The sequence below is a fragment of the Sediminicola luteus genome (assembly GCF_002514735.1).
GTDB lineage: Bacteria > Bacteroidota > Bacteroidia > Flavobacteriales > Flavobacteriaceae > HQA918.
In genome coordinates this window covers 353,035-377,457 of record NZ_NBWU01000004.1, presented here as the reverse complement: position 1 = coordinate 377,457, position 24,423 = coordinate 353,035, and the positions used below count along the sequence as shown (strand labels likewise).

General features: G+C 41.0%; 23 protein-coding genes and 1 pseudogene. 5 read left to right on the top strand and 19 right to left on the bottom strand.

All coding sequences use genetic code 11. From position 1 onward, the window contains the following. Positions 1-60: 60 nt before the first annotated feature. Positions 61-1,272 carry a M14 family metallopeptidase gene (locus B7P33_RS13975; protein WP_172435956.1) on the top strand — a complete coding sequence of 404 codons (1,212 nt, stop codon included), beginning with the start codon at positions 61-63 and terminating at the stop codon, positions 1,270-1,272. On the opposite strand, the gene B7P33_RS13970 is transcribed toward B7P33_RS13975, so the two are convergent. From B7P33_RS13970 to B7P33_RS13935, 8 genes are all read right to left on the bottom strand, one after another. Beyond that, complete coding sequence (locus tag B7P33_RS13970) at positions 1,244-1,867, bottom strand: FEKKY domain-containing protein (protein WP_097442631.1); 624 nt, start codon at positions 1,865-1,867, stop codon at positions 1,244-1,246. The genes B7P33_RS13975 and B7P33_RS13970 overlap by 29 nt on opposite strands. A gap of 158 nt (positions 1,868-2,025) precedes the next feature. Then, positions 2,026-2,832 carry an MBL fold metallo-hydrolase gene (locus B7P33_RS13965; RefSeq protein ID WP_097442630.1) on the bottom strand — a complete coding sequence of 269 codons (807 nt, stop codon included), beginning with the start codon at positions 2,830-2,832 and terminating at the stop codon, positions 2,026-2,028. 91 nt (positions 2,833-2,923) lie between these two features. Next, positions 2,924-3,310, bottom strand: coding sequence for a VOC family protein (locus tag B7P33_RS13960; RefSeq protein ID WP_097442629.1), 387 nt, complete (start codon positions 3,308-3,310; stop codon positions 2,924-2,926). 207 nt (positions 3,311-3,517) lie between these two features. Beyond that, on the bottom strand, positions 3,518-3,877 hold the full coding sequence (locus tag B7P33_RS13955) for a DUF4242 domain-containing protein (RefSeq protein WP_245871798.1): 360 nt from the start codon (positions 3,875-3,877) through the stop codon (positions 3,518-3,520). Positions 3,878-3,993: 116 nt separating this feature from the next. After that, on the bottom strand, positions 3,994-4,860 hold the full coding sequence (locus tag B7P33_RS13950; protein WP_097442628.1) for a helix-turn-helix domain-containing protein: 867 nt from the start codon (positions 4,858-4,860) through the stop codon (positions 3,994-3,996). A 217-nt stretch (positions 4,861-5,077) separates the two neighbouring features. Continuing rightward, positions 5,078-5,713 (bottom strand): hypothetical protein, encoded by a 636-nt coding sequence (locus B7P33_RS13945; RefSeq protein ID WP_172435955.1) that lies wholly within the window; start codon positions 5,711-5,713, stop codon positions 5,078-5,080. Between the two features lie 76 nt (positions 5,714-5,789). Further along, positions 5,790-6,371 (bottom strand): Crp/Fnr family transcriptional regulator, encoded by a 582-nt coding sequence (locus B7P33_RS13940; RefSeq protein ID WP_097443000.1) that lies wholly within the window; start codon positions 6,369-6,371, stop codon positions 5,790-5,792. A 138-nt stretch (positions 6,372-6,509) separates the two neighbouring features. Next, positions 6,510-6,887 (bottom strand): DUF2200 domain-containing protein, encoded by a 378-nt coding sequence (locus B7P33_RS13935; RefSeq protein ID WP_097442626.1) that lies wholly within the window; start codon positions 6,885-6,887, stop codon positions 6,510-6,512. Positions 6,888-7,616: 729 nt separating this feature from the next. Here B7P33_RS13935 and B7P33_RS13925 point away from each other — a divergent pair. Beyond that, a pseudogene (locus B7P33_RS13925) lies at positions 7,617-7,758 on the top strand (integrase core domain-containing protein); the annotation flags it as partial. A gap of 454 nt (positions 7,759-8,212) precedes the next feature. Here the strand turns inward: B7P33_RS13925 and B7P33_RS13915 are convergent. The 10 genes from B7P33_RS13915 to B7P33_RS13870 all read right to left on the bottom strand — a co-directional run bounded on the left by B7P33_RS13915 (position 8,213) and on the right by B7P33_RS13870 (position 17,660). Then, entirely contained in the window at positions 8,213-9,055 is an 843-nt protein-coding gene (locus B7P33_RS13915) for a bifunctional helix-turn-helix domain-containing protein/methylated-DNA--[protein]-cysteine S-methyltransferase (protein WP_097442622.1), read from the bottom strand. Positions 9,056-9,057: 2 nt separating this feature from the next. Beyond that, complete coding sequence (locus tag B7P33_RS13910) at positions 9,058-10,479, bottom strand: pyridoxal phosphate-dependent decarboxylase family protein (protein ID WP_097442621.1); 1,422 nt, start codon at positions 10,477-10,479, stop codon at positions 9,058-9,060. Between the two features lie 204 nt (positions 10,480-10,683). Next, entirely contained in the window at positions 10,684-11,247 is a 564-nt protein-coding gene (locus B7P33_RS13905; protein WP_097442620.1) for an NIF family HAD-type phosphatase, read from the bottom strand. Positions 11,248-11,390: 143 nt separating this feature from the next. After that, the gene (locus B7P33_RS13900) at positions 11,391-12,002 is read right to left on the bottom strand and encodes a hypothetical protein (protein WP_097442619.1); all 612 of its coding nucleotides are present in this window, start codon (positions 12,000-12,002) and stop codon (positions 11,391-11,393) included. 38 nt (positions 12,003-12,040) lie between these two features. After that, positions 12,041-12,907, bottom strand: a complete 867-nt coding sequence (locus B7P33_RS13895; protein WP_097442618.1) for an IS3 family transposase — start codon at positions 12,905-12,907, stop codon at positions 12,041-12,043. Further along, positions 12,904-13,293 (bottom strand): helix-turn-helix domain-containing protein, encoded by a 390-nt coding sequence (locus tag B7P33_RS13890; RefSeq protein ID WP_097442617.1) that lies wholly within the window; start codon positions 13,291-13,293, stop codon positions 12,904-12,906. The genes B7P33_RS13895 and B7P33_RS13890 overlap by 4 nt, the downstream gene beginning before the upstream one ends. Before the next feature lie 232 nt (positions 13,294-13,525). Further along, positions 13,526-14,131 carry a hypothetical protein gene (locus B7P33_RS13885; protein ID WP_141402491.1) on the bottom strand — a complete coding sequence of 202 codons (606 nt, stop codon included), beginning with the start codon at positions 14,129-14,131 and terminating at the stop codon, positions 13,526-13,528. Positions 14,132-14,312: 181 nt separating this feature from the next. Further along, positions 14,313-15,254 (bottom strand): DUF6602 domain-containing protein, encoded by a 942-nt coding sequence (locus B7P33_RS13880; protein WP_097442615.1) that lies wholly within the window; start codon positions 15,252-15,254, stop codon positions 14,313-14,315. 58 nt (positions 15,255-15,312) lie between these two features. Beyond that, complete coding sequence (locus B7P33_RS13875) at positions 15,313-16,494, bottom strand: tyrosine-type recombinase/integrase (RefSeq protein ID WP_245871797.1); 1,182 nt, start codon at positions 16,492-16,494, stop codon at positions 15,313-15,315. A 698-nt stretch (positions 16,495-17,192) separates the two neighbouring features. Continuing rightward, positions 17,193-17,660, bottom strand: coding sequence for a 3-methyl-2-oxobutanoate hydroxymethyltransferase (locus B7P33_RS13870; protein WP_097442614.1), 468 nt, complete (start codon positions 17,658-17,660; stop codon positions 17,193-17,195). A gap of 107 nt (positions 17,661-17,767) precedes the next feature. Between B7P33_RS13870 and panB the strand changes: the two genes are divergently transcribed. Both panB and B7P33_RS13860 read left to right on the top strand, forming a co-directional pair. Then, positions 17,768-18,586 carry a 3-methyl-2-oxobutanoate hydroxymethyltransferase gene (panB, locus tag B7P33_RS13865; protein ID WP_097442613.1) on the top strand — a complete coding sequence of 273 codons (819 nt, stop codon included), beginning with the start codon at positions 17,768-17,770 and terminating at the stop codon, positions 18,584-18,586. Between the two features lie 69 nt (positions 18,587-18,655). Then, the gene (locus B7P33_RS13860) at positions 18,656-19,342 is read left to right on the top strand and encodes an RluA family pseudouridine synthase (RefSeq protein ID WP_097442612.1); all 687 of its coding nucleotides are present in this window, start codon (positions 18,656-18,658) and stop codon (positions 19,340-19,342) included. Between the two features lie 198 nt (positions 19,343-19,540). On the opposite strand, the gene B7P33_RS13855 is transcribed toward B7P33_RS13860, so the two are convergent. Next, positions 19,541-20,971, bottom strand: a complete 1,431-nt coding sequence (locus tag B7P33_RS13855) for an L-serine ammonia-lyase (RefSeq protein ID WP_097442611.1) — start codon at positions 20,969-20,971, stop codon at positions 19,541-19,543. Between the two features lie 1,190 nt (positions 20,972-22,161). Here B7P33_RS13855 and dnaK point away from each other — a divergent pair. Further along, a complete protein-coding gene (gene dnaK, locus B7P33_RS13850) occupies positions 22,162-24,069 on the top strand; it encodes a molecular chaperone DnaK (RefSeq protein ID WP_097442610.1) in 1,908 nt (635 codons plus the stop codon). The last annotated feature ends 354 nt before the right edge of the window (positions 24,070-24,423 follow it).

The window sequence follows — 24,423 nt, the reverse complement described above, 5'->3', positions numbered from 1 at the left end:
TTTCTTAATCGAAACCAAACAGATGATTCAAACCTAGAATGTAGCTTTTAAATGACGTATGTGAAAAGAATTGGAGTCTTGGCCTTTTTCGTTTTGGCCTCTTGTAGTGGGTATAAATACAGCACCCATAATTTCCCTAAAGCTGTTGATACGACTAGCAAACCTATTGAACTTCAAGAAAAAAAACAGTTCAGTGTGTTGGGCGTTCAAGCTTCAAACCAATTTGCCTCGGCCCGTTTAAACGGATTTGAACGGGAGAATGATTCCACCATACGGGCTTTGATCCGACCAGAGAACAGTCCCATTAACCCGAGTCCGTGGTACGCCTTTAAACTTTGGGCCGATACCGAAATTACAAGATATATCCATCTCGATTATGGCGATCATTTTCATAGGTATGCCCCAAAGATCAGTACCGACGGGGAGCAGTGGCAATTGCTAGATACTGCCATGGTCCAAGTACATGCCGACAAATCGGCTACTTTAAAACTTCAGCTGTCTTCGGATACCCTATGGGTGGCGGCCCAAGAAATTCACGATAGTAAGCGGGTAGGGGCCTGGGCGGCTCAAATGGCCCAGCATAAAGGGGTTAGTGCCCATACTGCCGGTACCTCTAAAATGGGACGTGAACTACCATACCTCGATATCGGATTCGGTGATACGAAAAAGAAACCTACGCTGATCATTATCAGTAGGCAACACCCACCGGAAGTAACCGGCTATTTGGCCATGCAAGCCTTTGTGGAGACCTTGATCGACCAAGGCGGCAAAAATGGCTTCCTTAAAAGCCATCGGGTGTTGGTGTACCCCATTTTAAATCCGGATGGGGTAGATCTAGGCCATTTTAGGCATAATACGGGCGGTGTGGATATGAACCGCGATTGGGCCCATTACCACCAAGATGAGATAAAACAGTTGACCCAACATATGGTAAGCACGGTAAACGAAGCCAAGAGCAAAGTGGTCATGGGACTCGATTTCCATAGTACGTACAAAGACGTATATTACACTTTCGATGAGACGGTAAAAACCACGAAACCGGGCTTAACCAAGGCTTGGCTGGCCGGGATACAAAAGGGTCTGGCCCTAGATAGTATCAATGATAGCCCTAGTGGAATTGGGCTTCCGGTCTCCAAAGGATGGTTCTATAACCAGTTTAAAGCCGAAAGCGTTACCTATGAGATCGGTGACGATACCCCTCGTGATTTTATCAAGGAAAAAGGCCGGGTTTCGGCCGAGGTACTTATGGAATTATTGATGTCCGGGCTTTAAGGGGCATATCCAAATCGAGGCCAAAAGGGGTTTGGGAAAGTTCTTTACGCCAGCGATCGCCATAACGACCGTCTAAATAATCGGAAACTTCCCGATTGTGTTCCAAAGCAAATCGGAAACTAACGGGGTCGGTCCGGCAATCTTGAACCTTAAAAACGACCCCATATTTTTGGGTAAATCGTTTTTGTTTTTCGTTAGTAGGTATTGCTTCCTTTCCATGGATGATAAAAAAGGGTTCGTCCCACAGGAGTGCCGTATCCGGTTGCATACGTTGGTCTAGGTTAACCTCGGTCAATACTATAGTAATGGTGTTCTTTTTGTTCGAAATACGTTTGGGGTAATCGAGATAGGCCCTAAACTGTGGCGAGGCAAAACTGAAGTGGTATTTGCCTTTTTTGGGTAAGTTCAACGTAAAGGAACCACTGTCGGTAACAGCCACTTTTTGGTTTAGTTCGGCTATAAAAAGAGTACCCTCCGAAAGCGGATAGGCCGTATGGTTTTTAACGATTACTTGAATTTGGATGCCATCTTCATGGGCGTGGCCAGTTCCAAAGAATAACAGGAGAAAGCCCAAAAGGGGAAATAAGGTTTTCATGATGTGCTGTTTGATTGATTGATGATGGGATGCCTAACGGAATCCGAGGGTAAAGATAAGCAAATTTATAATTCTTAACAAGTTGTTAATCTAGCACTTAGGATAGGATAGTGTTTTGAATGGTTTTACCCTGAATCGAGTTATTATCAAGGGGTTGTTCAAGGTTTGAGTGCCGCTCGAATCATATTGATTACCGATAGCTCTCCGCCTGACATAAAACGCATCATGGTTTTTTCTTTCAGGGCCATTTTTTTGAGAATCTCTTTCGGGGCGAGTCCCATTTGGGCATATTGGTCCACCTTACCTTTAAAATCTTCGAGAAAGGCCAATTTTTGCCGTAGTTTTTCCTTTCCGCCTTCCAATTGCGGATTATGGGCACAAAACAAGGTGTCGAAATCTAGGGACAAGGCTTTTTTGAGGGAAGCGATTTGCTGGCCCATATGCTCGTCCCGTTTAAAATAAGTGATATAGTGGTGTATGTAAAGGTCGGCAGAAAAGAACCAGCCTTGGTTCTGTTCCAGCAAGCCGGCCATATCCGAAGCATGTCCGGGCAGTTCAATAATTTCAAAACGATAGTTTTCTGTTTCAAGCCAATTTTCCACAACTTCCATATTGTGAATAGCCTGGTATTTTCCCCAAACCATATGTTGGGGCAAACTCATTTTCGGGGGGGTACGCATTACTTGGGCACAGGCAGTAGTCGTAAAGGTTTTGCAAGAAAACGCCTGTTGAAGGGCAGGTACGTTACCGGAATGGTCTTCGTGGTGGTGGGTCAGGAAAATCTGATTTACGGGCAGGTCGGAAAGTCGGTCGAGAATGGGACCACGCATATTGGGCGCGCCTGTGTCGATCAAAAGACCGTCTATATGGTAGATTAAAACAGACAGTTTTACCGGGCCGAAAAGGGTTTTACCAAAACGAAAGCCGCTTACCGGCCCAAAATCATAGGATTGATCTACTACCAAAATCGTGTCTTTAAGGTTATAAAGATAAGATTCTTCAGTGAGACTGGGTAGTCACTTATTGGTTTGTCTTTAGTGATATTCGCCCCATTTTTTATACGGTAATCTCAATCAGGTTTCCTTCCGGGTCGGAAATTACGCTTTCATAATACCCATCACCAGTAGTTCTAGGGGCGCCAACCACAGTGTATCCATCTTTTCGTATGGTTTCCGTTAGTATATCTACTTTTTCTTTTGACCCTAAAGAAATGGCAAAATGGGCCAAGCCAAGTTTTGGGTGTGCTTCCGCCAAAATACTGGCGATATCGGGCCGGTGCATCAATTCGATACGTGCACCATGGGCAAAGGATAAAAAATACGAACTAAAGTCTTTTTTAGGGTTGAAGTATTTTTTATTGGATTCCAGCTCAAAGTACTTTAGATAAAAAGCCTTCATCTTTTCTAAATCCGAGACCCAAAGGGCCAGATGTTCTATGCGCATACTTGGTTAGTTTGATGTACCGAGGATGTCTAAAGTTACGGTTTTCTAGGGCAATGGGTTTTGCAATACTTGGGTTTATACTAAAGGTTCAACACAGCTAAAAGCCGCATCTCCATTACGGGATACGGCTTTCATCTTTCGCTTGCCAAAGGTTACGAAATGCTGTAGTATCGTACAACTGGGATAACCGGTGCAGGTTATAGGCAATTACTTAGCGGTTTCCGGGCCAATTACATTGGCTACCTCAGAGACGGAATCCGCCGGGAAACCACATATTTTGGCATGTTCCAAGATCAAGTCCTTGCTTTTGCTTTGGTAAACACAATAGACCTTATCGTCGGTTACATAACTGTGCATCCAGTTAATGGGACTATCCATTTCCTTAAGTACATCACAAGATTTTTTGGAGATATCCTTCAGTTCGGCAGTTGTTAAATCTCCGGCACCCGGAATAATACGTTCGATAACGTAGGTTTTCATTTCAGATTTGTTCTCTACTTTCTTTTGGGCGTGGGTGGTACTGAACGTAAAAAACAATAACAGCGGTAATACGAGTAGATTTTTCATAATTCTAAATTTTAATGATTACTAGATTCATTGCAAATTTAGAGTAGGGCGTCTGTCTCGGTTTTTCTTAAAAAGTCAAACTTTTTGTTATTTGGTCCAAAGCGTTTTTTTGACTATTAGCGATGCTGCTCCCTGTATTCGGTTGGGCTTAGGTCGTATTTGTTTTTAAAGATCTTACTAAAGTGCGATACGTTCTTAAAACCACATTCAAAGGTAATATCACTAATAGGTTTTTGCGAAGTTTCGAGCAGCAGGGTAGCCTTTTCGAGCCTTTTGGCCGTTAACCATTTGCCCGGGGAGGTTTGATAGTGTTTTACGAAATCGCGCTTAAAGGTACTGGTACTTCTATTGGCGATTTCGGCATATTCCGAGATTTTTAGGTCGTAGGCATAATTAGATTCCATAACCTCCCATATGGGAATGGTATAATCGTCTACGATCTGATTGATATAAGCCAAGATTTGCTTGTTCTCCGGATGAACTAGTAGATTGAACAAGAGTTCTTTAAACTTGCCCTCGAAAATGCTATCCGGTAGCAGGTGGGGTTGTGAAAAATAGGGGAGTAGGCTTTGACAACTATTACGGATCTTGTCGTTCAAGGTGAAGCTTTGGATCATATCTATAGCCACCTTAGGTAGGTTTTGCAAGGCGAAATGGGGCCTGAACTCTTCAAAAACCTTTTTCAGATAATCGTCTTTAAGGTATAGCACCAAAACAACCCAGTCAGAATAGTCATCGGTAATCTCTTGAAAAAAGGCGCCTCTTTTAACCAAAAAACCCTTTTCTTGGGTCAGGGTCCATTGCTTATCGCCATGGTGTAGTTTTCTTTGTCCGCTAAGGGTAAAGGTAATTTGGTTGTGGTTGGAGTAGAGTTGTATAATTTTTTCTTTCTGCGGACACTCATAATAACAGAACAACTGGTTTTTTAGGGTTAGTTGGGTAAATACATCCGGATTTGCCTTATGTACTTCATAGATATTCATACGGACCGATTTTGAATACTTTTTTGTTTCTAGTATAAAGTTACAAAATACTGTATGTTAGATAACTATGTCCCTTAAATGTGGTTTTTTTTCGAATTCCAAAGCGCATTATCCGGTTTATTTTGGATATATATCCCCGCTTGGGGTGCCGTATTTCTTCTATTGGCTTGGTTTAATTAGAAAATTGGCCATCTTTAAAAGGGGGGGGTAGGGGGTATCATTTTTTTGTTGATATGAATGTTTTTCTAAGATAAAGACCCATAGAGGTTCTTTGAATGGGTTGGTTTCCGTATCGGTCCAAGTCTACCGCCAGTCCAAATTGATTGTTCTTGTATGAAATACCGGCCCTTAATTGCTGGAAACTTCTAGAATGCACCTCGAACTTATCCCAATGTGTTAGTATTGTCGCATGGCACATGAATTGCCATTCTTTTTTAAGGGGTTGTGTAAATGTCAATTGAAGAAATATTTCCCCATTAATAAAATGGGTCAATTCCATATGTGCTATTGAGGGAATGATTTTGAGTGAGAGGTGTTTGGTTCTAAAGCCGAATAACAAAGAGATTCTTTCGGAAAAACCGGAAACACTGTTGTAGTAGAGCGAGGGTCCGATTGAAATGGAGTTGCTTAATTGCCAAAAAGCTGTGGTTTGTACCCCGAGTTCGTCGAAAATGAAGTTTTCATGCTCATGGTATTTTTGAAAAAAGGCCAAGGTTGCCAGGGACCAGGTTTCTTTTTCGTTCATGGGTTGGGCCGCAAAATAGGTGAAATCGGTTTTGGCCATTCCCGAAGCAAATTCGAGCTGGGTAATTTGGGCTTTAGCATGGTTCTGTAAAGCCAATATGCCAAACATTATAATTAGGGCAACCTTTTTCATGCTTCAAAGAACCCCTGCTTTGAAGAAGAAAAGAATAAGGTATATTAAGAAATCATTTGGCCAGCATTTTTTTTCGAAGGACACTTAAAAATTCAGGGGTTACGCCAAGGTAAGCTGCCATATTCTTTTGCGAGACCCGATGTATTAGTGAGGGATACTTTTGAATGAAACTACGATATCTTTCTTCTGCATGCAATGAATTGTTTTGATCGGAACGTTCAATAAATGAGACCAGAGATCTTTGGTACAGTATTCTATAAAAACGTTCAAATTTTGGGATTTTTTCAAAAAGTAGATCATAGTTGCTTCTGGATATCTGCAGCACCTCAGACGCTTCCAGGGCCTGAATGTAGTAATGAGAAGGCTTTTGTAGAATAAAGCTGGCCATATCGCCAGACCACCAATCTTCAATGGCGAACATAGATATATGCTCGGTACCTTTTTCATCGATTTTGTAGATTTTTAGACAACCTTTATTGGTGAAATAATCAAATCGTGCAATGTCTCCGGCCCTAAGAAGGAATTCCTTTTTGTTAAATCTTTTGACTTCAAACAAAGACAGGAAAAATTCTTTTTCAACTTGATCCAGTGTTATAAATCGACCCACATTCTTCAAAATCAAATCGTATTCCATTTTCAGTTGGTGTGTGAGGTTATTTTGAGATTTTAATGAAGCGTTAGGGCTTTGAAATATAGTCATTAGAAAATTACGTGTGATACTTCGGAAAAATCGAATGCTAATCGAGCAGAATCCGTTTTTATGTAATCAACCTTATTTTCCCCTTTCTATTTGACGCAGAATTTTGTCCATTTGTTTTCCCTTGGCCAGTTCATCTACCAATTTATCGAGATACCTAGCTTGTTTCGTCAATGGCGTCTCAATATCCTCAATTCTATAACCACAAATCACGCCTTTGATCAGATGAGCGGCCGGGTTTAGATCGGCTTGCGCGAAAAATGTCTCAAATGTGACCTTGTTATCTATGGCTTCTTTGATCTTTTGATCGTTGAAACCAGTTAACCAGCTAATCACTTGATGCAATTCACTTTTGGTCCTGTCTTTTTTCTCCACCTTGGCCAGATAGTGCGGATACACCGAGGCAAATGTCATTTTGGCAATGCGAGCATCATGTTCAGGTGTGGTTTTCATCGTATACACATTTTGAATTATCCATGCTGAGCTTAAGATAGGGGTTTAATTCATCACTTGTACCGACCAAGCAAAAAATGAATAGGTTTCAAATATGAAAGAAAATGTATAAAAAATCGAAGGCGAGCCATCTTCCCAAAAATTTGAGTAACAGTATTTTGTTCCGCTGAAATGTGTTACACCCGCCTTGCAAATGAAAATAAGCGGGTTCTCGACGGGCTTTCTTGCTGGTTGGTACCTAAGATAAATTTAAGTCCATAAATTGAAAGTGAAGACAAGTACGGAAAAAACTAATGTAGATGCCATTAGGAGCATAAAATTATTCTTTACTTTCCCTTTTAGGCCTTTAGAGCTCATTATTAACAGTTCTGTTAATAGATATAAAATTGATATTATAAATAGACCCAGTGCCAGTAGCTCAATAACAGGTGGGATCCAATGGTCATATTTTCTATTATAAATAGCTATGGACAAAGGAATAAAAGGAGCTATTGCTATTACGATTCTGATTACTGAATATAGTGTTGACTTTTTCAATTATTAGGTAATGATTATGTTTTCGGTTACAATAAAACTAACGGTATTCTGTATGGTTCGTTTGGTAAAATGATCAACCTACTTTTCCGTCATAGCTGAAAGATAGCGAATTGAGACTGAAGTACGATCAGAAGATTGGCCGCAATGCACTATAATGGTTATTTTAATACGATTTTAAGGGAGGCTTACACTTTCGTGGAACGATTTAATGGCAGTTACCGGCGAGAGGTACTGGATAAATACATTTTTGACAATCTAGACCAGGTTCGGGAACATACCCAAATCTGGATTCATGATTATAACCATTACAGGCCCCATGATTCCCTGTGTGGGCTATCCCCGATAAAATTTGCCGAAGAACATAGTGTCGCTGCCGCTGGGCGCATTTTAAAACAGGATTGACAGCAAACGAAACAATGAAGAAATATCAATCCTATTTTAAAACGAAAAATATATAACTTTGGAATAATTCGCAGTTCGAATCTTGGGAAGCTTAAAAATTTCCGCATCGGCTGCCTCGATTGCAGTCGAGTTGTATTTGCCTCTTTCGATAGTTACAATTTTAATTAATTCTTGGTCTGTCCTTTCGGACATTACTTTAGCAAATTCGTTTTCCATAAATTTGGTGGTAGGTCAGTCAATATTAATGCCAACGGTCTAGTGTATGAGTAGTAGCGGGTTTCTATTCACAACCTTTCGGTTTTGTACTGACCTTTGTTTTATTTCTAAACTCTCGTTTTATCACTTAAACCGCTATTACTTATAGGACACATTGTTGTAAGGCGTTTTTAATCTAATTTTGATGCTTCCCAGCCTATTATTGCCTTCTTTCTGATTGGATTCCAGCGATACCCACCTATTTTTCCAGAAGATTGAATTACCCTATGACAAGGAATTAAATAAGCAATAGGATTACTTCCAATTGCTGTTCCTACAGCTCTTGAAGCTTTTGGTTTTTCGATTTTTTTTGCAATTTCTCCATAGGTCGCCAATTTTCCTTTAGGAATAGTCAATAAAGCCTCCCAAACTTTTAATTGAAAATCAGTGCCTTTTAAATGTAATTTTATTTCGTTTAGTTTATCCCAGTCATTTAAGAAAACCATCAATATTTCCTGTTGAATTTTATCAACCTTTTGTTGGTAGCTCGCATTTGGAAAGTCGTTTATTAAAATTTGTAATGCCTCTTTTTTATTATCTACAAAAGCAATATGGCATATTCCTTTTTTAGTAGTAGCAATCAAAATATCACCAAATTGAGTCTCTGCATAACTATAGTTTATATTTAAGCTCTTACCTCCGTTTTTATATTCTCCTGGTGTCATTCCTTCTATGTTTATAAATAAATCGTGTAAACGACTAGTACCTGAAAGTCCTGTGTCTAATGCAGTATCAAACAATGTGTTTTTATCTTTTTTAAGTTTGCTTTTGGCATAATTTACACTCAAAAATTGAATGTATTTTTTCGGTGTAACACCAACCCAATCTTTAAACAATCTTTGAAAATGAAAAGAACTGATATTTAAATGTTCAGCAATATCATCTAGAGTAGGTTGCTCTTTAAAATGCTCATCTAAATATTCAATAGCTTCTGCTATTTTATCATAATGATATGTATTTGTATTATTTGACATAATCAATCTTGATATGCTTTTCTTTCCTTATTTAATTCTTCAATTAATTCGTCTATTTCTGTTTCGGTTGTATTGTAATTTGTAATACAAGCTCTAAATGTTGGAACGTTTTTTATTGGATAAACCGATATCCAAGAATTTCCTTTAGCCAGAATGTTGTCTAAAATGGTTTTTGTGAAATTTGCATCCGATTCAAATTTTTGGTGTGTAAAACAGATTACGGGTAATTCGGTACTGTTCTTAATAATCCAATTATTTTCTGTTAGTTTAGTTCTTAAATATTCTCCCATTTTAGCTTGATGATTGATTACTTTTTCATAACCATTCCAACCGTAAAATAATAAAGATGAATAGACTTTTAAACCTATAAATCGTCTTGACCATTGAATGGAATGTGAGAATGGTTCAACAATTTCTAATTCATTTGCCTCTTTAGGCATATATTCTGTGGTAATTCTAAATGTTTTGTTTAGAATTTCTTGATGAGAAGTCAAGAATACGCTTGTTCCCATAGGAACAGACATCCATTTATGTGCGTCAAAAGTTATAGAATCGGAAGCAGAAATACCTTTCAGTATGTGTTTCAGATTTGAACTTAAAACAGCTCCTCCACCATAAGCGGCATCAACGTGAAACCAAATGCCATTTTTTTTACAAATTTTTGAAATAGCTTCTAAATCATCTACTGTTCCTGTTCCAGTTGTACCTGCTGTACCAATAACCATTAATGGGCTATGTGTTGAATTATTTAGGTTTTTGATTTCTTTTTCTAATAAATCAGTGTCTATTTTTAAATCTTTAGTCGTGGGAATTGTTTTAACAAATTCATATCCTAAGCCTGCAATTTTCGCTGCTTTTTGCACAGAATGATGTGCTTCTTGAGAACAAAAAATAACAGGTTTTTTATCTAAACCAAACATTCCGTTTTTAGCGAAATCAGGATGTTTATTATTTAATGCAGATAATACAGCAGTTAAATTTGCTTCAGCTCCGCCAGTTGTAAAAACTCCGTCTGATTTTTTTGGATTTAAGCCAAATTTTTCAATAAACTGATTAATTAGGTGAGCTTCTACTTCAACGGCAAAAGGAGCGTGACTCCAAGCTGCTAATTGAGGATTATAAGAAGCGGTTATAAAATCTGCAATAATTCCCGCAAAATTTGCTCGAGGATTAAATAAACCAAAATATTTTGGATGTGGTGTATGAACAGAATAATTTTCAAGTCCGGTTATTATATGCTCTATAGCTTTGTTTGGTTCGGTTCCAGAAACTAAATTTTCAGATGCTATAATATTTCTAATTTCTTGTAAGTTAAGTTCTGGTGTAGTACTGTAATCTTTAGTATTAGTGTAAAAATGCTCTATTTTTTGTGAAACAGTATTTAGTATTTCTTTGCGTTGTTTTTCGTCAAAATCAAAATTCATTTTATGTATCGTTTTATTTTTTGACGAAATTCTAAAATGTTCTTTTGCTATAAAACCCGATTCTTGCGGTTTTCTCCGCTGGTGTGGTTGTTAACGGTCTCGTATAACCGCTTTTACGGGGAAATATACGTTAATTTTTGGTTTGGCACATATGTTAGCAATTCCGAGTGGATTCGGACGTAGTCGAATCCGCCGTAATTGCGGTTATACATTGTTGTAAGCAGTTTTTACATTCCTCCAACCTCTTTTTTCAATCCTTCTCACATTATCGGAATCCTTAATTGATTTAAGAAATTCGGATAGTGAAATCAGTTCATTATCGTTTTGGTTTCCCTCAAACGGTAAAACATAAATTGCATTTCCAAAATTATCCCTTGTTTTTTCGGGCGAATCATCTACAATGAGAGATTTTTCAAGTCGGAAACCTTGTTTTTTAACTTTCTTTAATCTTTTTTCACGAACATATTTATCTAACTCATAATCACGTCTTGTTGTACAACGACTGCGAGCCCAAATAAATTCCAATTCCAATTCAGTTGGTTTAATTAATTCCACAACATCTTTAACATACTTATCGTCAGCAGATGACCAAACCGCAAGTTTGAAATATTGACTCATTTCAGTCAGAAATTCAATTAAATGAGGTCTTTTATAAACATAATATTCCGCATACTGAAAGTTAGGTTCAATTTCCAGTTTTTTTTCAGTCGCGTGAATTAGAGTTTCGTCTAAATCAAGAATTAATAATATTTTTTCCGTTTCATTCATCAAATTGCTTACGGTCTCGTATAACCGCAGTTATGGGATTGAAGTTAAAGGTTTTATGGTTAGGCCGCAAGCCTTAGCAATTCCGAGTGGATTCGGACGGTAGTCGAATCCGCCGTAATTTGCGGATACATTGTTGGGTGTAGTTATTGGTTATAATATCCAATTGAATTTGTGCCCTTTTGATTTCCCGTTAATTCAAATTTCAATTTTTCAAACTCCAAATCAGTAATAACCTTTCTCTCATGTAACCATTTCAAATTCATTAATTGGTGTTCAATTGGTAAATCTTTATCAATTGTACCATATTTATCTTTCAGTATTTCGGCTATTCTCTTATCTAAATAATCAATTAAATTATCCACTTCATATTCATTGGGCCTGGATCTAAAAATTTCAATATATCCATTGTTTAAAGTTGGTATTAAAACAATATGTTTTGACTTAACATATGTAATTAATGAACATAATGATGTAATTGAAAATAGGAAAATAAGTACTCCGATTAATCCCTCGCCATCGTCTGAGTAATTGGCAGGGTTTAAAATATTGATTATAAAAAAAAATCCAAAGATTAGCGTTATGACAAGCATAACATTATCTGTATTTTTTTGATATACAATTCGAGAAATATCAAATTCCTCTATAGGTATAATTAGTTCTTGGGATCCAGTTAAATCTTTACTTTTTAATTTAACATGTTTGTCCTTAATTTCAATTTCTTTACTTAAGAAAAGTTTTTTTTGAATAATTCTCATGTATTATACTGAAATAGGTTGACCATTTTTCGGTCATTTTAGTTGGTTAACGGAACTAAATTTACGGTATTTTTCCGGTAGGATTTACAGTTTACGGTAGGGTTGCGATGTACCTCATTGGGTTTACCCATATCCAGGCTTAAATGGGGTCTTAGATTGTTGTAAATATACACGGCCTCTTTGGTCATTTTTTTGGCCAGAGTGGTGTTCTTGATGGTTTGTTTTAGTCCATATTCATATTTTAAGGTTCTGTTTATACGTTCTGCGATTGCATTTTGGTATGGGTCGTATTGCTCTGTCATACTGATATGCATTTGGTTGTCGGTTGCGAACTTCACATAGGTAGGGTTACAGTATTGGAACCCTCTATCGGAGTGGTGGATCAACTTTCTTTTTTTGTATTTTCTGTTGCCCAGGGCCATTTTAAGTGCATCTAAGCACAGTTCTGTGCGCATATGTCCGGCAAGTTTGTATCCCATGATCTTCTTTGAATAGGCGTCGGTTACCAAGGCGAGGTAATTGTGTCCTTTTTCAGTTTTGATATAAGTGATGTCACTTACCCATAATTGTTCTGGGGCCGTAGGTATTTTGTCCTTTACCAGGTTTTTGAATTTGCGGTAATGATGTCTTGAGTCGGTGGTGATATGATATCGTTTTGTTTTACGTACCAGTAGGTTATGGGTTCTTAGGAAGCGGTAGAACCGGTCCCGTCCCATTTTTATCCCTGCCGATTCCATCTCCGGTTTGAGCTCGTGGTATAGCTTTAACCCACCGAGTTGGCTTCCGATACGCAAGCGGCAACCACGTACCATTTCAAGCAACACCCTATGTTGTCTTTCTTTGTGTTTTTGAGATTTAAGGCGTTTGTAAAAGGCCTGTTTACTGATCCCAAAACATTGTATCAACCATTTTCTTTTAAACGGTCTCTTTTCTTTTTCTCTATCTCGTTTGCCAATGTTTTGGGTAAAGACTTTTTTGCCATATCGACTCCTGTAATAAGTTCCATATCGGCAATGACATCCTGTTGAAAGTCCTTTACGAACTCCAGTTCCTCGATCTTTTCTTTTAGTTTTTTAATCTGCTGGTCCTTGTCCATAGCCTTGGTTTGTTGTTCCAAGGTACTATATTTTTTAATCCAATAATCGATGCTAGACCTTGATATCCCATATTTTTTTGAGGCATGGTTAATCGAAATCCGTCCATTAAGGATTTGGTCAATAACGAAAAGTTTGTGTTCGAAAGTAGCTTTTTGATACCCTTTTTTTCGGCAGGGTCCTTTTTCCTGATTCATCTAGTAAGTATTATAAGTTGTCTAATTTTTAGTCAACCTATTTCAGGAAAGTACCGTTTTTTAGCTTGCGTACAACGGTCTCGTATAACCGCAGTTATGGGATTGAAGTTAAAGGTTTTATGGTTAGGCCGCAAGCCTTAGCAATTCCGAGTGGATTCTAGCCTGCCCTGAGCTTGTCGAAGGGTGGTGGAATCCGCCGTAATTGCGGTTATACATTGTTGTGCAACGTTTTTCATTCAATTTCTACTCCGTTTAAATTCCATTTATAAATTCGATTGTCCCAATCAGTTGCTTTCACAAAATTATCTTTTACTTCAAAGTCCTCATTTCCATTTCGCGAGACAAAAATATCAGCTCCACCATTTTGCCATACTATTTTCCCGTCACTATCAATTCGCGTTATTTCCAGTTCTCCGTGAATGATAAATCCATTTTCTATTTTTAATATCTCATAAGCGGCTGCCATATCTACTTTAGTTTTCCAATTAAGATTAAGAGTTGGCAAATCCAAACAAAAAACAGAATCAGAACAGCATATTACAATCCGATTTGAGTCAACAATTTGTGAAGTTTTGTGCAGTCCAGTTGCTCCGCCTTCAGCTCCAATTATTACACTATTTAATTCGGTTCCGTTTTCCAATATTTTTATTCCGATTTTCGTTGGTAGTTCGAAATCAGATTCCGTTAAATAGTTTTTTAAATACTTATTCAGATTGTCATTCGAGTCTGGATTATAGTCAGAGTCGTCTAATAGTTCAACTTGGTATTTTCCTATTTCGAATGTCATTTCAAATGTTGCACAACGGGTTTGGCTATGCTTAGTACGGGTTGCGGGCAAGCGCTATTCTTTTGGACAGGCCCCGAAGCTAGCGACCGTTTTTTATTCCCGAAAGCTTTCGGGAGGTTATTTTTTATTTGAGTAACTAAGATACAAAATCGCGAGCGGTACTGACAATCCGCCCAGTTGGCCCTATGAACGGACACCCGTATTGAGTATAGCCGTTGTTGTAACACGTACTTTATTCATCACTTAAGTATCCTTGCTTATCGTATTCAACTGCGTTTATCCTTAAATCAGTCTTTGCTTTTTCAGATAAAGTATGCTCTGGCCAATTTCTATAATCTAAATATGCTCCGGCACCAATTGCTTGATTAAAATATAGAGAAAAGTCTTTCAGTCTTGGGTCTCTAAAAGCTAACTTTCTAAACAAATTAGAAAGAAAAGTTCCTATTGGCGTAAAGTTTTCACAAACATCCGAATCTTCTTGGTACATAAATCTGTCAGAACGACCATATGCCGTTTGTACTCCATCTACCCAATTATAAAATGGTTTTCCATTATTCTCGTAAACGTTTATCGTTTTTGCTTGTTTAAAATTCGTCCAAACTGCTAAATCACTAATGCATAAAAAATCGAGGCACTCTCTTGGATGTTCTGTGATTTGAGTGTCGCTATCTTTTAAGTGTTTTTCAATTATATCAATGGGATTGGATTTTTTGTTTTTCCAAGAATGGGAGTGACATATTAGACCATAAATTATTGGACTGTAAAGTTCTTTTTTGTAATCTGATATGTGAAGTTTAATTAGCTTTCTTATTTCTTTTGCGTTTTCTATAGACTTTTTAATGTGTGAGGCTTTCAAAGTATTTTTGCATTCGAATGCGGCAACTACACCGGCAGTTAAGTATAGTTTTTTATCTAACAAATGTTTCGGGTAAAAAGGATGAAGAATTATCACGTCAATTTGTGGACTGGCAATTCCATTTTCATTCAAGAGTCTACCTTTTGTTACAACTTGGTAATCTGGGGGTAGCCAATTTTTAAAAATAGTAGCCCAGTTTTCTTCACCTTGATCACCTGCAGTACCAGGGTCTTCTGTTGACCTTTTTTGTATTCTTTTATACTCATCACTTATCTGTCTCGTAAGTGAGTGCATAAAATCGATAAGGTCATTTGTCATAGTATACAGTCTTTTGGGTATGTGTTACAACTTGTTATACCCCCACTAAAATACGGTATTAAAAATTACTGTTGCGGGATAGCAGGAACTTTTCGTCGCGAATATCTCCCGGGCCTAACTGCTTCATCATCGAGTCCAACGGACTCTCGATCTGTATCAAATCGCTTTTGGCCACATGGGTATATACCATCGTCGTTTCCGGCTTGGCATGGCCCAATAACACCTGAATATGCCGCAACCCAACCCCGTTTTCCAATAAATGCGTAGCATAACTGTGCCGTAAGGTATGCGGCGTAACCGGCTTGTATATTCGGGCACGCTTACAACTCCGACCCAAAAATTTCCGAATACTACTGGCCGAGTAAGGCCCGCCAGCCTGACCTTCAACCAAGAATACACTGGGTTTAAAAGTCGCCCAATAATTCCGTAATAAAGGCAACATACTTTCGGCCAGGGGTACATAACGGTCTTTTTTACCCTTAGATTGATGTATATAAATAATCCGTCGGTCAAAATTAATATCCTTTATCTTCAGTTTTAAAAGCTCCCCAATGCGTAACCCGGCGGAGTATAGCAAGCCCAAAACCACCCGATGTTTTAAATTCCGGGTACATCGTATCAAATCAATTACCTCTTGCTGCGAAAGTACAGTCGGCAGACTTCGCGCCTTGTTCGGCCGTACCAGGTCATCGAGGGCAATCGAACACTCCCCATCCATAAAGATTATAAATACTTTTAAAGCACTGATAAACTGCCTATGCGTACTTACCGATAGCCGCTTCGGAATAAACACCGCTTCCAAAAAACGGTTCACATCGGCCAATGCATAAGAGTTTATGGGTTTTTCACGCAAAAACTCTACAAAATCGGCCACTAAATTCGAATAGGTCCGTATCGTACTCGCACTATAGCGCTGGCCCTGCATAAAGCGGTAAAACCCGTTCAGAACATCGCGCTGTGCCTGGGTCAATACCCGCGTTTTAGGCTTACCCTTGGCCGTGTTCAAAAGCAAACTATGATCTATGTGCGCCACCTCATGAAATACATGGTTCAACCGCCTCAAATGAGCCGATGTGTTCAACACATACCAAGCCTTATGCGTTCGGCTATACCGAGCCCCCTGTATGCCCCGCACACGCTGGTTCAGCTCAGGGTCGTACCCAAACCTGATTATGATCTGATGCGCCCCTTTATGCATCGCACCCCAAAGGGTAACCGTTTTTTTTCGCTTTCCATCCATAGGTATTGTAGCCGATTAATTGACCCTATAAAATAGTGAATTTTAGCGACAAAAACGGTCTATGATCCATTCCAAATACCTGGTTTTTAGGTAAAAGCCCGATAAAAACAGTTAAGGGGAAATTCTCAATACTAATAACTAGCATCTAGTATCTCACATCTAACGTCTCAAATCTAATAACTATCTGGGCATTCCCCTGCCGGCTCCCGGAACCCGTGCTAACCATAAAACATTGGAATAGCGGCAGGGTCGGGCTTTCGGCCGTCGCTGTTTGCAACGAGCTCCACAAGGCCTCAATCCCTAATGCGGAAATCCGTTATTCGCAACGGCATTCTACAAGGCATAAAACCATACCAGGAAAATACACCAGAATCTAATGCATCGATTAAAACCTTACTCAGCATACCAAAACTATCAAAGTACTAAGTACGAAGTTGGAAGTGTGAATTTGGAAGTACGAATTCGGAAGTAGGAAGTGCGAAGTTGGAATTATGTGATTGAAAATAAGTGTTTTACGAACCGCGAACCGCGAGCCGCGAACCACAAAGCACTAAGTAGGAAGTACAAAATCTGGAGTCCGAAGTCTCCGATATAGCCATCTACAACCCTTCTGATACACGAATCCTAAACCAGGAACTACAACAATGAACAATAAACCCTGAACTTTCCACCCAAGTTTCAGGTTCCCCCTTTGGGGGTTAGGGGGCCAGAGACTTACATCCTTTCCGTCGACGCGTGTCAACCAAATGAATTATTTTCCATTCGCCTTCCTGGTTTTTAAAGAATTGGAAATTGTTCGCACCGCAATGCCTAAACTTCCCGTTGATATAAAATTCATAGGGCGTCCAGGCGCTGGCCATATTATCGTCTATTTCTATGTGGTAGGCCAATATTTTTTCTGCGAACTGTATGCTATCGGGTATCTGTACCAACGAACCTATGAACTTTTCAAAATCATCAACTCGATGCCTGCTTTTCCCTTCCTTGTCACGGCCAATGGTCTGTAATACCGCTCCCGGCTTAAAATAGGAGCGCACCTTAGCGGTATCCCGGTTTTGGAAATCCACAAAAAAATCGGCGATTTGTTTTTCCACGGCTTTTTCAGCATCCGATTGGGCCCAGAGTGTACCACAGGCCAGTAGAAATACGAAAGTAATTGTTCTCATTTTCAACGTTTTTTAAATCGATGCTACAATATATGTATTTCAGATGGGCCCATTTCCATCGATTGCGCAAAAAATCACGTACTTTTAGGCCTGTTTAAATAAAAGTTATGTCCGTAGCCAAAAAAGAATACAAAAGGGTCACCGTAAAGTCGTTGATCGACATGAAAAACCATGGCGAACGTATTTCTATGCTGACCGCCTACGATTATTCCATGGCCAAAATCGTAGATAGTGCCGGGGTAGATGTGATTTTGGTAGGCGATTCGGCCTCCAATGTTATGGCCGGACACGAAACTACCCTACCCATTACCCTCGACCAAATGATCTACCATGCCACTTCGGTGGTCCGGGCCATTGACCGGGCCTTGATCGTGGTCGATATCCCCTTCGGAAGCTATCAGGCCGACCCCAAAGAGGCACTGCGCTCCGCTATTCGCATCATGAAAGAAAGTGGGGCACACGCCATTAAGGTTGAAGGTGGGGCCGAGATCAAAGACTCGATCAAAAGGATCCTAAAAGCCGGAATTCCGGTTATGGGGCATTTAGGACTAACACCACAATCCATATATAAGTTCGGGACCTATACCGTGAGGGCCAAAGAGGCCGAAGAGGCCGAACGCTTAAAAGAAGATGCCAAACTGCTCGAAAGATTGGGCTGCTTTGCCATTGTACTCGAAAAAATTCCGGCTGCCTTGGCTAAAGAAGTGGCCGAAAGCGTCAGCATTCCTGTTATCGGAATCGGTGCTGGCGGTGGTGTAGACGGACAAGTATTGGTAATCCATGATCTTTTGGGTATTACCCATCAGTTCAACCCACGGTTCTTACGCCGCTACATGAACCTGTACGAAGAAATGGGTAAGGCTATTGGCCAATATGTATCCGATGTAAAGGAACGTGATTTTCCCAACGAGCAAGAACAGTATTAAATAGCCAAGGGTTTTCTTAAACCTTAGCGGCCATATGCCACGGTATAACAAAACCTTATACCTTCTCCCATGAAATCCAATCTCCATAATTTGGATATCCTCTACGAAGACAATCATCTGATTGCCGTAAACAAACGGGTAGGTGATTTGGTGCAGGGCGATAAAACCGGCGATATACCTTTGCCCGATCTGGTAAAGGCCTATCTAAAAGCCAAGTACCAAAAACCAGGGGCGGTTTTTCTGGGGGTGGTCCATCGTTTAGATCGGCCTACCTCGGGGGTGGTGGTCTTTGCACGTACCTCCAAGGCCTTGTCGCGAATGAACCGACTTTTTGCCGAAAAAGATACCCAAAAGACCTATTGGGCCTTGGTAGAAAATACCCGTATTCCCGAATCGGGCGAGCTGCAGCATTGGTTGGTGCGTAATACCAAACAAAACAAATCTTACGCCCACCATAAAGAAGTACCCAATGCCAAAAAGGCCCGACTCTTCTATACCATCCGAAAACGATTGGAGCGTTACCAGCTTTTGGAAATTGACTTGCTAACGGGCCGGCATCACCAAATACGCGCCCAATTGAATGCCATTGGCGCCCATATCAAAGGCGATCTTAAATATGGTGCCAAACGTTCAAACCCCGACGGGGGCATTTGCCTACACGCCCGTAAACTGTGCTTTACCCATCCGGTAAAAAAAGAACCGATTTGTATCGAAGCCCCAGTGCCACCCACTGGAATTTGGCAGCAAATAAGTTAGTAAAGTACGAAGTTGGAAGTGCGAAGTTGGAAGTGCGAAGTTGGAAGTGCGAAGTTGGAAGTGCGAAGTTGGAAGTATGTAGTTGAAAATAACAATTTTACGAACCACGAACCACGAACCACGAACCACGAACCACGAACCACGAACCACGAACAAAATAACCTAACTAGCAAACTATCCCACTAGCAAACTAACCAACTAACAATCCGTTAAAAACACCCCAACGGCCAGGCCGCCTTCCGAGGTTTCTTTATACTTGGTATTCATGTCTTTGGCGGTTTCCCACATGGTGTTCACCACGGTATCTAGCGGAATACGGGCATTTTTTGGGTCGGAATCCAAGGCGAGTTCGGCAGCGTTTATGGCTTTAATGGCCCCCATGGAATTCCGTTCTATACAAGGTACCTGTACCAAGCCATTGATAGGGTCGCAGGTGAGGCCCAAATGGTGTTCCATGGCTATCTCGGCGGCCATTAGACATTGGGCCGGACTACCGCCTAACAATTCGCATAAGGCGCCCGCAGCCATGGCAGACGATACCCCGATCTCGGCCTGACAACCGCCCATAGCGGCCGAAATGGTAGCTCCTTTTTTGAAAATGCTGCCAATTTCCCCGGCTACCAGTAAAAATCGTTTGATTTCGTCAAAACCGGCCTCGTGGTTTTCAATGACCAAATAGTACATCAGCACGGCAGGTATTACCCCGGCACTTCCGTTGGTGGGTGCCGTTACCACCCGGCCCAAAGAAGCATTGACCTCATTTACACTTAGCGCAAAACAGCTTACCCATTTTAAAATCTGCCTGAATTTCACTTCCGTCCATCGTATGGCGTGTAACCAACTTTCAGGGTCTTCGTAATGGGGCACAGTACCCGTCATTAGTTTTTTGTGGGTGTCAAAGGCACGACGTCGTACGTTGAGTCCACCGGGTAGGGTACCCTCGGTATGGCAACCGATATACATACACTCTAGCATGGTATGCCAAATACGTTGTAATTTGCTGTCAATTTCGGCGGCCGAACGCAAGGCAAGTTCGTTTTGCCAAACGATTTCCGAAATCGATTTGTCCTGTTTTTCGCAATAGGCCTCCAATTCGGTGCCTTTGGTAATGGGGTAAGGGAAAGCTTGTAATTGGGTGGCCTCTTCGGCCAAAGGTTCTTCGTTTTCCTGTACCACGAAACCACCACCGATGGAATAGTAATGCTCCGAAGTAGAACCACCATCGGTAAAATGGGCGGTAAACTGCATGCCATTGGGGTGGAATTCTAAAAATGTCTTATGGAAAGTAATGTGTGTTTCCGGGTCAAAATCGATTTCAACGTTGGGATTTAAACGAAGGCGTTTACGTGTTTGTATATCGCTAATGGTCGGGTCTATGTCGGCCACAGGAAAACGTTCCGGGTCGGCCCCGAAAAGACCTAAGATTACGGCTAGATCCGTGGCATGGCCTTTACCGGTAAGTGATAAAGAACCATACAGGTCTACATGAATGCTTTTGAGTTGGGGTAAACGCCCCTCTTTTTCGAGACTGGCGATCCAGCGCTCGGCGGCACGCCAAGGCCCTAAGGTATGGGAGCTAGACGGACCCACCCCGATTTTAAGCATATCGAAAACACTTATGAACTCCATTTTCCACCAATTTTTGCGGAGCCAAATTATCAATAATCCTACGGAAGGCCTAGGGAATTATAAAATTCGTAATCGGTCTCTTTTAAACTTCCTTGTTTTTCAACAGAATGTAGACCTCCGTACCGGTTGGGATTACTGCTTAAATCGATCTCGACGGATTATTGATATATAAGATGGCCCAAAGAAAAACCAGGTTTGGATTTTCGTATGAATTGTGATGTGATAGTAACTTCATTTTCAAATCGGCACATCATCAAATAACCCCATTGCTACATGGGTACATTGTTAAATTGCTACATTAACACGGGTTGAAACGAATTTCACTAATTACACTAATTTTTTCCCACTTCGTACTTCCCACTTGGTAGCTCGAACTTCCTGCCTCATTTTTAAATCTTCAAATCGGCACATTATCAAATTAACCCATTGCTAAATTGGGACATTAATAAAGGTTGACACGAATTTCACTAATTACACTAATTTTTTCCCACTTCGTACTTCCCACTTCGTAGCTCGAACTTCCTGCCTCATTTTTAAATCTTCAAATCGGCACATTATCAAATTAACCCATTGCTAAATTGGGACATTAATAAAGGTTGACACGAATTTCACTAATTACACTAATTTTTTCCCACTTCGTACTTCCCACTTCGTAGCTCGAACTTCCTGCCTCATTTTTAAATCTTCAAATCGGCACATTATCAAATTACCTCATTGCCACAGCGGTATATTATTAAATTGTTACATTAAAATGGGTTGACACGAATTTCACGAATACCCCCCTGAATCCCCCCAAGGGGACGTTTTATCGTTAGTTACTGACTCAAAAAGGCACCTCGAATTTCGTAATTCGAACCTCGTACTTACCGAACCCATTTTCAAATCTTCAAATCGGCACATTATCAAATTAACCATTGCTACATCGGTACATTGCTAAATTGGTACATTAAAATGATTCGCGTTAGGGATAGGAGCAAACTACCGTGTAGTGCGTATAGCCCGACCCCCGAAGCTGGCTCGGGGGTAACGCCCAAAGACGTACCATGACAATTCGGTAGATGGCCCAAGTGCAAATTGACACGGAAAGGGTAGGGTGTCTGCCAGCTTGTCAGGCCCGGTAGTATGGCACAGCCTTTGACCTATGCAAATCGATAATTTTGAACAACACATTAATTTAAGTTAGAGATAGAATGAGTAAGATTATTGGAATAGATTTGGGTACTACCAACTCCTGCGTTTCCGTAATGGAGGGGAACGAGCCCGTGGTAATTCCCAATGCGGAAGGTAAACGTACGACCCCTTCCGTAATCGCTTTTGTAGAAGGTGGTGAGATCAAAGTGGGCGACCCGGCCAAAAGGCAGGCGGTTACCAACCCCACCAAAACCATCTACTCCATTAAAAGGTTCATGGGTAACAAATACTCTGAATCGCAGCGTGAGGCCGATCGTGTGCCTTATAATGTGGTAAAGGGCGATAATGATACCCCAAGGGTAGACGTAGACGGACGTTTGTATACGCCCCAAGAGTTGTCGGCCATGATCCTTCAGAAAATGAAAAAGACCGCTGAGGATTATCTGGGACAAGATGTAAGCCGTGCCGTAATTACGGTACCTGCCTACTTTAACGATGCCCAGCGACAGGCCACCAAAGAGGCCGGTGAGATCGCCGGATTGAAAGTGGAAAGGATCATTAACGAGCCTACCGCAGCTTCCTTGGCCTATGGCTTGGATAAAAAGGATACCGATCAAAAAATCGTGGTTTTCGATTTCGGGGGTGGTACGCACGATGTATCTATCTTGGAATTGGGCGACGGTGTTTTCGAGGTATTGTCTACCGACGGTGATACCCACTTGGGTGGTGACGATGTAGACCAAAAGATAATCGATTGGTTGGCGGAGGAATTCAAGGCCGAAGAGAATATGGACCTTCGTGACGATGCCATGGCCCTTCAGCGTTTGCGCGAGGCTGCCGAAAAGGCCAAGATCGAGCTTTCGGCCTCTGCCCAGACCGAGATCAACCTGCCTTATGTAACGGCTACCGCTACTGGACCCAAGCACTTGGTGCGTACGCTAAGCCGTGCCAAATTCGAGCAATTGATCGACGATTTGGTAAAACGTACCATTGCCCCTTGTGAGTCTGCCTTAAAATCGGCCGGCTTGTCCAAGAGCGATATCGATGAGATTATCTTGGTTGGTGGATCTACCCGTATCCCTGCCGTACAGGAAGCCGTTGAAAAATTCTTTGGCAAGAAACCTTCAAAAGGGGTGAATCCTGATGAGGTAGTTGCCGTTGGTGCCGCTATTCAAGGTGGTGTACTTACTGGTGATGTAAAAGACGTATTGCTTTTAGATGTTACGCCATTGAGCCTAGGTATTGAGACCATGGGTAGCGTAATGACCAAATTGATCGATGCCAATACCACGATCCCGACCAAAAAGTCGCAGGTATTCTCTACGGCTGCAGATAACCAGCCTTCGGTAGAGATCCACGTACTACAGGGCGAGCGCCCCATGGCCGGTGATAATAAAACGATCGGAAGGTTCCATTTAGATGGTATTCCGCCCGCACCACGAGGTACGCCCCAGATCGAGGTAACCTTTGATATCGATGCCAATGGTATTATCAAAGTATCGGCTACCGATAAGGCTACCGGTAAATCGCAAGACATTCGAATCGAAGCTTCATCCGGACTTACCGAAGAAGAGATCGAGAAGATGAAGGCTGAGGCTGAGGCCAATGCCGAAGCTGATAAGCAAGCCAAGGAGACCGCCGATAAGTTGAACGAGGCCGATGGTATGATCTTTCAGACCGAAAAGCAATTGAAAGAGTTTGGCGATAAATTGTCCGACGACAAGAAAAAGCCGATCGAAGAAGCTTTGGAGGAGTTGAAAAAAGCCTACGAGACCAAAGATCTGGCCGTGATCACACCTGCTTTGGACAAGATCAACGAAGCTTGGAAAACGGCTTCTGAGGAAATGTACAAAGCCCAGGCCGAGGCTCAAGCCAATGGAGCCCCAGGAGCCGATCAGGCCGCCGGAGGCGAAGCCCCGAACCAAGGCGATAACGTAGAAGACGTAGATTTCGAAGAGGTGAAGTAACGCCTAATCGAACCGCATATCAAAACCGCTCCGGGAATTTCTTGGGGCGGTTTTTTTGTGTTACCCCCCCCCTAAATCCCCCAAGGGGATGTTTTATCGTTTGATGTGGTAGTTCCAACTTTGTACTTCTAAACTTGTACTTTCCAGACCCATTTTCAAATCTTCAAATTGATACATTTTCAAATTAAGCCATTGCTACATCACTACATTATTAAATTGGTACATTAACCCGGCTTGGCACGAATTTCACGAATATCCCCCCCCCTGAATCCCCCTAAGGGGACGTTTTATCGTTTGATATTGACTCAAAAAAGCACCTCGAACTTCGTACTTTGAACCTCGCACTTTCTGAAC

What these genes read in the sequence shown, in the direction of transcription:
- B7P33_RS13935 (WP_097442626.1), bottom strand. Translation starts at nt 6,887, where the DNA reads ATGAAAACCACACCTGAACATGATGCTCGCATTGCCAAAATGACATTT.
- B7P33_RS13910 (WP_097442621.1), bottom strand. Translation starts at nt 10,479, where the DNA reads ATGAATTTTGATTTTGACGAAAAACAACGCAAAGAAATACTAAATACT.
- B7P33_RS13890 (WP_097442617.1), bottom strand. Translation starts at nt 13,293, where the DNA reads ATGAATCAGGAAAAAGGACCCTGCCGAAAAAAAGGGTATCAAAAAGCT.
- B7P33_RS13915 (WP_097442622.1), bottom strand. Translation starts at nt 9,055, where the DNA reads ATGTCAAATAATACAAATACATATCATTATGATAAAATAGCAGAAGCT.
- B7P33_RS13880 (WP_097442615.1), bottom strand. Translation starts at nt 15,254, where the DNA reads ATGACAAATGACCTTATCGATTTTATGCACTCACTTACGAGACAGATA.
- B7P33_RS13870 (WP_097442614.1), bottom strand. Translation starts at nt 17,660, where the DNA reads ATGAGAACAATTACTTTCGTATTTCTACTGGCCTGTGGTACACTCTGG.
- B7P33_RS13970 (WP_097442631.1), bottom strand. Translation starts at nt 1,867, where the DNA reads ATGAAAACCTTATTTCCCCTTTTGGGCTTTCTCCTGTTATTCTTTGGA.
- B7P33_RS13955 (WP_245871798.1), bottom strand. Translation starts at nt 3,877, where the DNA reads ATGAAAAATCTACTCGTATTACCGCTGTTATTGTTTTTTACGTTCAGT.
- B7P33_RS13945 (WP_172435955.1), bottom strand. Translation starts at nt 5,713, where the DNA reads ATGTTTGGCATATTGGCTTTACAGAACCATGCTAAAGCCCAAATTACC.
- B7P33_RS13960 (WP_097442629.1), bottom strand. Translation starts at nt 3,310, where the DNA reads ATGCGCATAGAACATCTGGCCCTTTGGGTCTCGGATTTAGAAAAGATG.
- B7P33_RS13900 (WP_097442619.1), bottom strand. Translation starts at nt 12,002, where the DNA reads ATGAGAATTATTCAAAAAAAACTTTTCTTAAGTAAAGAAATTGAAATT.
- B7P33_RS13940 (WP_097443000.1), bottom strand. Translation starts at nt 6,371, where the DNA reads ATGGAATACGATTTGATTTTGAAGAATGTGGGTCGATTTATAACACTG.
- B7P33_RS13950 (WP_097442628.1), bottom strand. Translation starts at nt 4,860, where the DNA reads ATGAATATCTATGAAGTACATAAGGCAAATCCGGATGTATTTACCCAA.
- panB (WP_097442613.1), top strand. Translation starts at nt 17,768, where the DNA reads ATGTCCGTAGCCAAAAAAGAATACAAAAGGGTCACCGTAAAGTCGTTG.
- dnaK (WP_097442610.1), top strand. Translation starts at nt 22,162, where the DNA reads ATGAGTAAGATTATTGGAATAGATTTGGGTACTACCAACTCCTGCGTT.
- B7P33_RS13875 (WP_245871797.1), bottom strand. Translation starts at nt 16,494, where the DNA reads ATGGATGGAAAGCGAAAAAAAACGGTTACCCTTTGGGGTGCGATGCAT.
- B7P33_RS13855 (WP_097442611.1), bottom strand. Translation starts at nt 20,971, where the DNA reads ATGGAGTTCATAAGTGTTTTCGATATGCTTAAAATCGGGGTGGGTCCG.
- B7P33_RS13860 (WP_097442612.1), top strand. Translation starts at nt 18,656, where the DNA reads ATGAAATCCAATCTCCATAATTTGGATATCCTCTACGAAGACAATCAT.
- B7P33_RS13905 (WP_097442620.1), bottom strand. Translation starts at nt 11,247, where the DNA reads ATGAATGAAACGGAAAAAATATTATTAATTCTTGATTTAGACGAAACT.